Annotated in this window: 9 protein-coding genes; all 9 read left to right on the top strand. The window is 64.6% G+C overall.

From position 1 onward, the window contains the following. Window positions 1-146: 146 nt before the first annotated feature. The 9 genes from ACB032_RS18105 (at window position 147) to tldD (ending at window position 11604) form a co-directional block, all read left to right on the top strand. On the top strand, window positions 147-1187 hold the full coding sequence (locus ACB032_RS18105; protein WP_005308111.1) for a rod shape-determining protein: 1041 nt from the start codon (window positions 147-149) through the stop codon (window positions 1185-1187). Between the two features lie 42 nt (window positions 1188-1229). Then, window positions 1230-2135, top strand: a complete 906-nt coding sequence (gene mreC, locus ACB032_RS18100) for a rod shape-determining protein MreC (protein ID WP_011704376.1) — start codon at window positions 1230-1232, stop codon at window positions 2133-2135. Next, window positions 2135-2620 (top strand): rod shape-determining protein MreD, encoded by a 486-nt coding sequence (gene mreD / locus ACB032_RS18095; protein ID WP_005308115.1) that lies wholly within the window; start codon window positions 2135-2137, stop codon window positions 2618-2620. Before mreC ends, mreD begins: the two co-directional genes overlap by 1 nt. Before the next feature lie 51 nt (window positions 2621-2671). After that, window positions 2672-3259: a nucleoside triphosphate pyrophosphatase gene (locus tag ACB032_RS18090; RefSeq protein WP_336750761.1), complete on the top strand. Its 588-nt coding sequence runs from the start codon at window positions 2672-2674 to the stop codon at window positions 3257-3259. Between the two features lie 186 nt (window positions 3260-3445). Continuing rightward, window positions 3446-4915 carry a ribonuclease G gene (gene rng, locus ACB032_RS18085; protein ID WP_011704378.1) on the top strand — a complete coding sequence of 490 codons (1470 nt, stop codon included), beginning with the start codon at window positions 3446-3448 and terminating at the stop codon, window positions 4913-4915. Beyond that, window positions 4916-8815: a YhdP family protein gene (locus tag ACB032_RS18080; protein ID WP_371138479.1), complete on the top strand. Its 3900-nt coding sequence runs from the start codon at window positions 4916-4918 to the stop codon at window positions 8813-8815. A gap of 34 nt (window positions 8816-8849) precedes the next feature. Next, on the top strand, window positions 8850-9170 hold the full coding sequence (locus ACB032_RS18075) for a Dabb family protein (RefSeq protein WP_371138478.1): 321 nt from the start codon (window positions 8850-8852) through the stop codon (window positions 9168-9170). 28 nt (window positions 9171-9198) lie between these two features. Then, window positions 9199-10005 carry a carbon-nitrogen hydrolase family protein gene (locus ACB032_RS18070; protein ID WP_371138477.1) on the top strand — a complete coding sequence of 269 codons (807 nt, stop codon included), beginning with the start codon at window positions 9199-9201 and terminating at the stop codon, window positions 10003-10005. A 150-nt stretch (window positions 10006-10155) separates the two neighbouring features. Beyond that, window positions 10156-11604, top strand: a complete 1449-nt coding sequence (gene tldD, locus ACB032_RS18065) for a metalloprotease TldD (RefSeq protein ID WP_016349174.1) — start codon at window positions 10156-10158, stop codon at window positions 11602-11604. Window positions 11605-11625 lie beyond the last annotated feature (21 nt).

The following is an 11625-nucleotide window of genomic DNA, read 5'->3' as shown; positions in this document are numbered from 1 at the left end:
TTGTCGGCTTGTGCGGGTGAGTGATGACTCGCATTTTTGTCGCGCCCGATGGGTTGGCGACAGTTTGAGCGCTTGCCGATTGGGGTGGGCATTGGTAAAGTTAGCCGGTTTTCTGCACCTCCAAATTCTTAGGATTTCCCGTAGCCATGTTCAAAAAGCTCAGAGGCGTCTTTTCCAACGATCTGTCGATCGACTTGGGAACTGCCAACACCCTGATCTACGTAAAAGATCAAGGGATCGTCCTTAACGAACCCTCAGTTGTCGCCATTCGCCAAGAGCGCGGGAACGCCAAATCGGTCGCTGCCGTCGGTCATGCCGCCAAGCAGATGCTGGGTCGTACCCCTGGTAACATCTCCGCCATTCGCCCGATGAAAGACGGCGTGATCGCCGATTTCTACGTGACCGAGAAGATGCTGCAGCACTTCATCAAGCAGGTTCACGACAACAACTATTTCCGCCCCAGCCCGCGCGTGCTGGTGTGCGTGCCGTGCGGCTCCACCCAGGTGGAACGTCGCGCCATCAAGGAATCCGCTCTGGGTGCCGGTGCCCGCGAGGTCTACCTGATCGATGAACCCATGGCTGCCGCCATCGGTGCCGGCCTGCCGGTCTCCGAAGCGACCGGTTCCATGGTGGTCGATATCGGTGGTGGTACCACCGAAGTGGCCATCATCTCCCTGAACGGTGTGGTGTACTCCCAGTCCGTCCGTATCGGCGGCGACAAGTTCGACGAAGCCATCATCAGCTACGTGCGCCGCAACTACGGCAGCCTGATCGGGGAAGCCACCGCCGAGCGCATCAAGCACGAGATCGGCTCCGCCTATCCGGGCGAAGAGGTGCGCGAGATCGAAGTACGTGGTCGTAACCTGGCTGAAGGTGTGCCGCGCAGCTTCACCCTCAACTCCAACGAGATCCTGGAAGCGCTGCAAGAGCCGCTGTCCGGCATCGTCTCTGCCGTGATGGTGGCGCTGGAGCAGTCTCCGCCCGAGCTGGCCTCCGACATCTCCGAGCGCGGCATGGTGCTGACCGGTGGCGGTGCCCTGCTGAAGGATATCGACCGTCTGCTGATGGAAGAGACCGGTATCCCGGTGGTGGTTGCCGAAGATCCGTTGACTTGCGTGGCCCGTGGTGGCGGCAAGGCACTGGAGCTGATCGATATGCACGGTGGCGATCTGTTCCACTACGAATAAGACCCAAAGCCGGCCAGCGTGCCGGCTCTTTTTTGACGACCCATGAAACCCATTTTTGGTAGAGGCCCTTCGCTTCAGTTACGGTTGTTTCTCGCCGTCATCATCTCCATTGCTGCCATCGTAGCGGACTCCCGCTTCGGTGTGTTCAGCCACGTCCGCGTCTACCTCAGTTCGCTCGTCAGCCCGCTGCAATACATGGCCAATGCGCCGGGTATCATGCTCGACACCATGTCGACCCAGGTGCAGACCCGGGCCGGCCTCATCGAGCAGACCAAGCAGCAGGAACAACAGCTGTTCACCCTGCGCTCGCGCCTGCTCAAGATGGATCATCTGGAGCACGAGAACCAGCGTCTGCGCGAGCTGCTGGGTTCGCCGGTACACAAGGAGTCCCGCAAGATGGTGGCCGAGCTGCTGTCGGTGGATTCCGACCCCTTCAGCCATCAGGTGCTGATCAACAAGGGGGCGCTGGACGGTGTCTACAACGGCCAGCCGGTGATCAACGATCAGGGGGTGATCGGTCAGGTGCTGCACGTGGGTTCCACCACCAGCCGCGTCCTGCTGATCACCGACTCCAGCCACGGCATCCCGGTGCGGGTGCTGCGCAACGACTTGCGCGCCATTGCCTCCGGCAGCGGCGAGCTCGACAAGCTGGAGCTGCGCAACCTGCCGCGCAACACCGACGTCCAGGTTGGCGATCTGCTGGTCACCTCGGGCCTTGGCGGCCGCTTCCCGGAAGGTTATCCGGTGGCGACCGTGACCCGCTCCGACTACGTGGAGGGCAAGCCCTTCGCCCAGGTCGAGGCCAAGCCGCTGGTGGCACTGGACCGCTTGCGCTATCTGCTGCTGCTGTGGACCGACAAGAAACCGGAAGTGCATGACGATGAAGAGGCGCCGACCCCTGCGGCAGCCCCGGCTGCGGCGCCTTCGGCTGCGGGAGCGACGCGCTGATGTTGCAACCCGCCAGCGGCAGGATCTGGATCTGGATCTCGATCCTGCTGGCCCTTAGTCTGTCGATCCTGCCGCTTCCTTTCCAACTCGAACCCTTCCGGCCGGACTGGCTCGCCATGGTGCTCATCTACTGGGCGCTGGCGCTGCCACACCGGACCAACGTCGGCACCGCCTGGGTGGCGGGCCTGCTGCTGGACGTGCTGCTCGGCAGCACCCTCGGCGTGCGGGCCATGGCGATGGCCATCACCACCTATCTGGCGGCGTTCCAGTTCCAGAAGATCCGCAACTTCTCCCTTTGGCAACAGGCGCTGATCATCGGCTGCCTCTCGCTGGTGGGCAAGGTGACCATCTTCTGGGCCGAGCACCTGTTCAGCCGTGCCAGCCTCAATTTTGCCTACTTTTGGTCGACCCTGAGCACGATGCTAATATGGCCCTGGGTTTTCCTAGTCTTGCGCAAGGTGCGCCGGCGCTTCAATATCAAGTGAATATGAGTAAAAACAACTCATTGTAACCGTACCCTGGCTCGCGAAGTGATTATGAACAAGCACAACGAACTGCAACTCTATCTCGCCTCGGGCTCGCCCCGCCGTCACGAACTGCTGACCCAGCTGGGCTACCGCTTCGAGGTACTCAAGCTGGATGTGCCGGAACAGCGGGAAGAGGGCGAGAAGCCCCAGGACTATGTCTGCCGGCTGGCCCGCGACAAGGCCACGGCCGGCGTGGCCGCCGCGTCCACGGCGCTGCCGGTGCTGGGCGCCGACACCATAGTGGTGCTGGGTGACCGGGTGCTGGAGAAGCCGTCCGATCTGCTCGACGCCAAGGACATGCTGGAGGCGCTCTCCGGCAAGGTACATCAGGTGATGACGGCGGTGGCGCTGGCCACCCCGGAGCGCTGCGACGTGCGACTGGTCACTACCAACGTGGCGTTTCGCAAGCTGGACGAGGCCGAGATCGAGGCTTACTGGCGCACCGGTGAACCCTGTGACAAGGCCGGTGCCTATGCGATTCAAGGCATTGCCGGCAAGTTCGTCAGCCGCATCGAGGGGAGCTACAGCGCCGTGGTCGGCCTGCCCCTGCTGGAAACAGATCTGCTGATCAAGCATCATCTGGAACAGTCCCGGTAATCCAACCGCTGCCTTGTTGCGCTGTGCCGGTTCCGCGAACCGCTCGCAGCAAGGCGATCAGAATTTGAAGCCATCACAGGCAAGGCATAGGTCGGTGACATGCACCGGCTGTTTCTTACTGCGTTACTCACCGGGCACGTGCCGGTTTGGCTGCCAGAATTTAAAACTAGAAAGGCAAGGTAACTTATGTCGGTAGAACTGCTGGTAAACGTCACCCCCTCCGAAACCCGGGTTGCCCTGGTCGAAAACGGTCTGCTGCAGGAAGTGCACGTGGAGCGTCAGGCCAAGCGCGGCATCGTGGGCAACATCTACAAAGGCAAGATCAGCCGGGTGCTGCCCGGCATGCAGGCGGCTTTCGTCGATATCGGCATGGACAAGGCGGCCTTCCTGCACGCCTCCGACATAGTGCCGCACACTGAGTGCGTGGCGGTGAAGGAGAAAGAGCAGTTCCAGGCCGGCAACATCGCCGAGCTGGTGCGCCAGGGGCAGGACATCATGGTGCAGGTGGTGAAAGATCCGCTGGGCACCAAGGGCGCCCGCCTCACCACCGACATCACCCTGCCGTCCCGCTATCTGGTGTTCATGCCGGGCAGTGCCCACGTCGGCGTCTCCCAGCGCATCGAATCCGAGGCGGAGCGCGAGCGCCTCAAGCGCACCGTGGCCGGCTATGTGGACGAGCTGGGTGGCTACATCATCCGTACCGCCGCCGAAGGGGTGGGTGAGCAGGAGCTGGAGCAGGATGCCGCCTTCTTGAAACGCCTGTGGCGCAAGATCCTGGAGCGCAAGCAGAAGTACCCCCCCTGCAAGATCCTCTACGAGGATCCCAGCCTGGCCTTTCGGGTGGTGCGCGACTTCGTCGGGGCCGAGCTCGACAAGATCCGGGTCGATTCGCGCCAGAGCTTCGATCAGCTCAAGCGCTTCACCGAGGAGTACGTGCCTGAGCTTGCCAACAAGCTGGAGTACTACTCCGGCGAGTCGCCCATTTTCGATCTCTACGACGTGGAGAACGAGATCCAGCGCGCGCTGGAGCGCAAGGTGGAGCTCAAATCCGGCGGCTACCTCATCATCGACCAGACCGAAGCCATGACCACGGTGGACATCAACACCGGGGCCTTCGTCGGCCATCGCAACCTGGAAGAGACCATCTTCAACACCAACGTCGAGGCGACGGCGGCCATCGCCCGCCACCTGCGCCTGCGCAACCTCGGCGGCATCATCATCATCGACTTCATCGACATGCAGTCCGAGGATCACCGCCGGCGGGTGCTGCACAGCCTGGAGCAGGCGCTGTCAAAGGATCGTGCCAAGACCAACGTCAACGGCTTCTCCCAGCTCGGTCTGGTGGAGATGACCCGCAAGCGCACCCGCGAGAGCCTGGAGCACGTGCTCTGCTCCGAGTGCCCCGAGTGCAAGGGGCGCGGTCGGGTCAAGACGGTGGAGTCGGTCTGCTTCGAGATCCTGCGGGAGATCATCCGGGTCAACCGGGCCTACGACGCGGATCAGTTCACCGTCTACGCCGCCCCGGCGGTGGCCGACTACCTGCGGGGCGAGGAGTCTCACAGCCTGGCCGAACTGGAAGTGTTCATCGGCAAGCAGGTCAGGGTGGTGAGCGAGCCGCTCTGCGGGCAGGAGCAATTCGACGTGGTGATGATGTAATTGGTCTATCGCTGGCTGAGTCGGGGCTGGTTGGCCCTCGGGGTCTTCTTCGTGCTGCTGGCCATCCTGGTCAGCCTGGTGCGCTTTGGCGGCCCCTTGCTCAATCAGCACCGGCAGGCGCTACTCAATACCCTGCTGGCCGACAGCAAGCTGGAGGCCAGCGTCGATCGCATCGGGCTGGACTGGACCCAGCGCGGCCCGGCCCTCGAACTGCAGCAACTGGTGATCGCGCCGAATTCGGGTCGCTTCGCCCTGCGTCTTGGCAAGGTGTGGGCCCACCTCGACTTCTGGCGCTCCCTCAACGAACTCAAGCCGGTGTTTGGCCAGCTGATCCTGAGCGATGGCGACATCGCGCTGGATCTGGGCCAGCCTGCGGAGCCGGAAACCGGCAACGGCAGTGACCAGCAGCAGGCCCTGCTGCGTTTTCTGCTGACCCAGCTCTCCACCTTCGATATTCACGACACCCGCCTCAGCCTCACCACGGCGCTGGGGGAGGTGCGCGCCCTCGACATCGCCCAGCTGCGCTGGCAGAACCGCGGCAAGCGCCATCAGGGGGTCGGCAAGGCTTACCTCATCAACGGGGTGGGCGAGAGCACCCTCGACCTCATCGTCGACGTGGATGCCCCCCAGGTGCGGCTCGATCGGCTCAAGGGCCAGCTCTATCTGGGGGCCCGCCAGCTCGACATCAGCCCCATGCTGGCCCGCACCCACTCAGGAGAGCCCAAGGTGAGCGGCCAGCTCGACTTTCAGCTCTGGAGCGAGTTCAAGGCCGGTCAGCTGGGAGACTCGCTGCTGGCGTTTGGCGACAACTATTTGATCTGGCAGGATGAAAAACAGGGTGACCTGCACCGGCTCGGGCTGCAGGGGGGCAAGATCCAGCTGCGCCGGGACGGCAAGGAGTGGCAGTTTGCCAGCCACGACGTCACCTTCAAGCTCGACGGCAAGCCCTGGCTGCACAGCCGGTTGCAGCTGGAGCGGGTCGGCGATCGCATCCAGGGTTATGTACCGGCCATCGATCTGGACCAGATCGCCAACCTGAGCCAGCTGGTGTCGGGGATCTATCCCGAGCTGACCGAGACCCTCAAGCGCACCCGCCCGACCGGCAAGATCCAGGATCTGATCCTGCAGGCGGATGCTGGCTGGCAGGGGCTCTCCGTCAGTGGCCAGCTGTCCCACATCCGGGTCAACGCCTGGCACGACGTGCCTGGCGTGCGCGATCTCAACGGCGAGTTCTGGCTCACCCCGACCGGCGGCAGCGCCCGGCTGCAACTGGCAAACGATGCCATAGATCCGGCCCGTCACTTCAAGGCGCCGATCCCCATCGATCGCTTCTCGGCGCGGCTCGACTGGTGGCAGGTGGCGCAGGGCTGGGTGCTCTATGGCCAGGATCTGGTGCTGGACAACCCGGACTTGAGCCTGGCCAGCCGCTTTCGGCTCGATCTGTTCGAGCACCCCTTCCTCGCCCTGACCGGTCGCATCGACGTCAAGAACGCGGCCAACGCCGACCGTTACTATCCGCTGCAGGTGATGGACAAGAGCCTGGTGGATTACCTGAGCGGGGCCATCAAGGGGGGCAAGGCCAAGGGGGCTGACCTGCTCTGGTATGGCGAATTCCGCGACTTCCCCTACCGCAAGGGCGAGGGCATCTTCCAGGTGGCGGTGCCGCTGCAGCAGGCCTCCTACGAATTCTTCCCCGGTTGGCAACCGCTTACCGACCTGCAGATCGATCTGTTGTTCCAGAATGCCAGTCTCGACATGAACAGCCGCGCCACCCAGCTCGGCAAGGCCAGCTCCGACTCGGTGCACGCCTGGATCCCGGACCTCTATCCGGGGGCCCACCTCTACGTGGACGCCAAGGTTGAGGGCGAGGGCAAGGCCATCAGCGACTACCTGCAGGACTCGCCGCTCGGCGGCTCGGTCGGTCAGGCGCTGCGCGAGGTGGAGATCCGCGGCCCCATGAAGGGCTCGGTGAAGCTGGATATTCCGCTGGATGGCGAGAGCGAGGTCAAGGCCAGCGGCGATGCCCTGTTCAGCAACAACAAGGTGCGGGTCACCAGCCTGGATCTGCCGCTGGAGCAGGTGCAGGGGCGGCTCGAGTATGACAACGAGCAGACCCGCTTCAGCAACCTCAAGGCGAGCCTGTGGAACCAGCCGCTCACCCTCGACTATCAGGGCCGCCAGCAGCCCAATCGCTATCAGGTCGATCTGAAGTTCAAGGGGCAGTGGGACAGCCGTCGCCAGCGTCAGGACATCCCGGCACTGGATATCCTCAAGGGGCGCGGCAACTGGGCCGGCAGCCTGGGGCTGACCCTGCCAAGCGATCAGCCGTTCAGCTTCCAGCTGGCGCTCGACTCCAACCTGCAGGGCATGGGGCTGGATCTGCCAGCGCCGCTTGCCAAGGCGGCCGGCAGCCGGCTGCCGCTCAAGGTGACCGCCCGTGGCCGCGATGGCAGTGCCGACATCCGCGCCGTGCTGGGGGCCGACGTGGATATGCAGAGCCGGCTGGTGTACGGCGACGGCGTGCCCTACCTCAGCCGGGTGCGGGTGGACGTGGGGCAGCCCGGCGCCCGGGTGCTGCGCGACCGGCCCATGCTGCTCGCCATCAACCAGCAGCAGGCCGACGTGGCCGGCTGGCTGGCCCGTCTCAAGCAGTGGCTGCCGGCCAGCACGGCGCCGAGCGGCAATGCGGTGGTGGGCCCCTCTTTCTTGCCGCAGGAGTGGTGGGTGGACGGTCGCCTGGCCCGCGCCGACATCGGCAGCGCCAACCTCAAGGCGGTGCACTTCACCGTGGGGCCGGTCAATCAGGCCACCGAGGTGATGATCGACAGCCCGGACGTGATGGGGGTGGTGCGCCTGCCGGTGTCCGAGCGTCAGCCCATCGACGCCAAATTTGCCCGCATCCACTGGTCCGGCAAAAGTTCGGATCTGAGCCCGGATCCCGATGCCAGACAGGACAGAGCCATCATGGATGCCATCCCCTGGCTCACCTTCAGCTGCGTGGATTGCCGCTTCGGCGAATTACCGCTGGGCGAGGTGAAGGGGGAGCTGATCCCGGGGGCTGACAAGCTGAGCCTCAAGGGGCTGGAGATGCGGCTGGCGGGCAGCCAGCTGAACGGTAGCGCCGAGTGGCTGGCCGGGGCGGATGGCATGCAGACCCGCGCCCGCGCCCACATCAGCAGCAACAACAGCGAGCTGCTGCTCAAGCGGCTCGGCTACACCTCGCCCATCGGCGATGCGCCCGGCAAGATGGCGCTGGATCTGAGTTGGCGCGATGTGCCCTATCGGCCGAACGTGCCGACCCTGAGCGGCACCGCCGACTACCAGCTGGAAGGCGGCACCCTGCGCGAGGTGAACGACAAGGGGGCGCGACTGCTCTCCCTGCTCAGCCTGGATTCATTGTTGCGCAAGCTGCGCCTCGATTTTCGCGACGTGTTCGACAAGGGCTTCTACTTCGAGTCCATGTCGGCCTCCGCCAAGATCAAGCAGGGGGTGGTGGACAACCGCGACTTCTACATGAAGGGGGCGGCCGGCAACCTGCGCGGCGAGGGCATCGCCGATCTGGTGCGCTGGCGGCTCGACTACGAGCTGAGCTTCTCCCCCAACCTGGGCGGCACCTTGCCGGTGGTGGCGGCCTTCTCGCTGACCCCGATCACCGGGCTCTACGTGCTGGCGCTCTCCAAACTGCTGGAGCCGGTGGTGGATGTGGTCACCCGTATCGATTTCCGGGTCTCCGGCCCGCTCGACGATCCCAAGCTGATCGAAGCGGGACGGGATCGGGCCCGTATCAAGCTTAATCAGCAGCAGAAGGAGGCGGTCGACGCGGTGGCCCCCAACCTGCCGACGCAGGAGGTGACCCCCTTCCTGCTGACCCCCAAACACGCGGGGCCCGCCCAGCGCTGAACGAGCGGCCCGGCACCATCACAAGGAGTGAGCCATGATCCGACATATCCTGCTGATCGCCTTCAAGCCGGGCACTCTGCCCGCACAGATAGACGCGGTGCGCGCGGCCTTTCTCGCCATCCCCCATCAGGTCAGCGGCGTGCTGGCGGTGGAGTGGGGGCGGGATGACAGCCCGGAAGGGCGGGCCGAGGGCTTCACCCACAGCGTGCTGATGACCTTTGCCGACGAGGCGGCCCGCCAGCACTATCTGCCCCACCCGGATCACGATGCCCTCAAGGCCATCTTCCGCCCGGTGCTGGAACGTATCATAGTGCTGGATTACACCCTGCAGGCCGGCGATGCGGTCAGCATCTGACGGTGGCAACAACGACAAGGAGCGCCTCATGTGGTTAGCCGCAATACAGCTGGTATCGGGCCGTCGCTGGCAGGATAACCGGGAGCAGATCGCCGCCGAGCTGGCCCTGTTGCCGAGTGAGCGGCCGCTGCTGGTGTTGCTGCCGGAGAACTTCGCCCTGTTTGGCGAGCGGCAGGGGTATCTGGACGGGGCTGAGACCATAGGTGAGGGCCCGATCCAGCAGCAGCTGGCCGAATGGGCCCGTGATTACGGCATCTGGCTGGTGGCGGGGGCCATGCCGACCACCATCGCCGGTTCCGACCATATCCACACCAGTACCCTGGTGTTCGACCCCAGTGGCGATCTCAAGGGCCACTACCACAAGATCCACCTGTTCGATGTGGACGTGGCGGACAATCACGGCCGCTACCGGGAGTCGGAAACCTTCAGCCCCGGCGAGGAGCCTGTGCTGGTGGACTCCCCGTTTGGTCCCCTCGGCCTCTCGATCTGTTATGATCTGCGCTTTCCCGAGCTGTACCGCCGGCTGGCCCGCGCCGGCGCCCGCGTGCTGCTGGTGCCTGCCGCTTTCACCGCCGTGACCGGCGAGGCGCACTGGGAGCCGCTGCTGCGGGCCCGCGCCATCGAGAACCAGTGTTACCTGGTGGCCGCCAATCAGGGCGGCACCCACGAGACGGGGCGCCAGACCTGGGGCCACAGCATGGTGATCGACCCCTGGGGTCGGGTGCTGGCCAGCCTGGACAGCGGGCGCGGCACCGTGCTGGCGCCGCTGGACCCCGGTCTTGTCGACGAACTGCAACGCACCATGCCGGTGCTGGGCCATGCCCGTCTGCTATGAACATGTGCAGGTTCGATTCGCCCTGTGGCGGGGGAGTCGGACGCTTGCAAGCCCGATGGTGGGTTGGACGTCTGCTGACGTTTCGCCAAGCGAACCCACGGTCTGGGATTTAACCGTTACGACATCTCGCATCGAGAGTGGAGAGAAAGATTGAGTCTATTGAGCCAGGTTAGTGCCTCCCTGTTGGCCCCCCACGACCTCGACGAAGGGCGACTGCAGCAGCTGCTCGGCAGCCTGATGAGCCATCAGGTGGAGTTCGGCGACCTCTATTTCCAGCGCAGCTGGCACGAGTCCTGGATGCTGGAGGACGGCATCGTCAAGGATGGCAGCTACAACATCGATCAGGGGGTGGGGGTGCGCGCCGTCAGCGGCGAGAAGACCGGTTTCGCCTACTCGGATGAACTGAGCCTGCTGGCGCTGCAACAGTCGGTGACCGCCGCCCGTGGCATCGCGGCCGCTGGTGCGCAGGGCAAGGTGAAGGCGTGGGCTCGCACCGAAGCCAACCTGCTCTACCCGGCGTTGGATCCGCTGCAGACCCTCGACAAGCAGCAGAAGATCGCTCTGCTGGAGCAGATGGACAAGTTCGCCAGAAGTCTGGATCCCGCCATCAATCAGGTGATGGCCTCCATCAGCGGCGTCTATGAAGAGGTGCTGGTGGCCGCCACCGATGGCACCCTGGCCGCCGACGTGCGCCCGCTGGTGCGTCTCTCGGTGACCGTCATCGCCGAGAAGGGCGATCGTCGCGAACGCGGCAGTGCCGGTGGCGGTGGCCGCTTCGGCTACGACTATTTCCTCGAGCTGGACGGACTGGAGAGCCGGGCGTTTGGCTATGTGCGCGAGGCGGTGCGCCAGGCGCTGGTCAACCTCGACGCCATCGATGCCCCGGCCGGCACCATGCCGGTGGTGCTCGGTGCCGGCTGGCCCGGTGTGCTGCTGCACGAGGCGGTGGGCCACGGTCTGGAGGGGGATTTCAACCGCAAGGGCTCCTCTGCCTTTGCCGGCCGCATCGGTGAGCAGGTGGCTTCCAAGCACTGCACCATCGTCGACGACGGCACCCTGCCGGGTCGGCGTGGATCCGTCTCCATCGACGACGAGGGGACGCCGGGCGGTTACAACGTGCTGATCGAGAACGGCATCCTCAAGGGTTACCTGCAGGACAAGCAGAACGCCCGCCTGATGGGCGTGCCGCTCACCGGCAACGGCCGCCGCGAATCCTACGCCGCCCTGCCGATGCCGCGCATGACCAACACCTACATGCTGGCGGGTCAGTATGATCCGGCCGAGATCATCGCCTCGGTGAAGAAGGGGATCTACGCCCCCAACTTCGGCGGTGGTCAGGTGGACATCACCTCCGGCAAGTTCGTCTTCTCCGCCTCCGAGGCCTACCTCATCGAGGATGGCAAGATCACCGCGCCCATCAAGGGGGCGACCCTGATCGGCAACGGCCCCGAGGCGATGAGCCAGGTTTCCATGGTGGGCAAGGATCTCGCGCTGGATCGCGGGGTCGGGGTCTGTGGCAAGGAGGGGCAGAGCGTGCCGGTCGGTGTCGGCCAGCCCACCCTCAAGCTGGATCAGCTCACCGTGGGCGGCACCCAGTAAGGGCGCCGCAGAACAAGCAGC

The organism is Aeromonas sp. S5(2024), from assembly GCF_041403025.1.
Taxonomy (GTDB): domain Bacteria; phylum Pseudomonadota; class Gammaproteobacteria; order Enterobacterales; family Aeromonadaceae; genus Aeromonas; species Aeromonas hydrophila.
Note: the sequence above shows the minus strand (reverse complement) of the source record. Positions and strands in the feature narration are given on the sequence as shown.

Coding starts and splice junctions, on each gene's coding strand:
- ACB032_RS18105 (WP_005308111.1), top strand. CDS start 147: ATGTTCAAAAAGCTCAGAGGCGTCTTTTCCAACGATCTGTCGATCGAC.
- mreC (WP_011704376.1), top strand. CDS start 1,230: ATGAAACCCATTTTTGGTAGAGGCCCTTCGCTTCAGTTACGGTTGTTT.
- mreD (WP_005308115.1), top strand. CDS start 2,135: ATGTTGCAACCCGCCAGCGGCAGGATCTGGATCTGGATCTCGATCCTG.
- ACB032_RS18090 (WP_336750761.1), top strand. CDS start 2,672: ATGAACAAGCACAACGAACTGCAACTCTATCTCGCCTCGGGCTCGCCC.
- rng (WP_011704378.1), top strand. CDS start 3,446: ATGTCGGTAGAACTGCTGGTAAACGTCACCCCCTCCGAAACCCGGGTT.
- ACB032_RS18075 (WP_371138478.1), top strand. CDS start 8,850: ATGATCCGACATATCCTGCTGATCGCCTTCAAGCCGGGCACTCTGCCC.
- ACB032_RS18070 (WP_371138477.1), top strand. CDS start 9,199: ATGTGGTTAGCCGCAATACAGCTGGTATCGGGCCGTCGCTGGCAGGAT.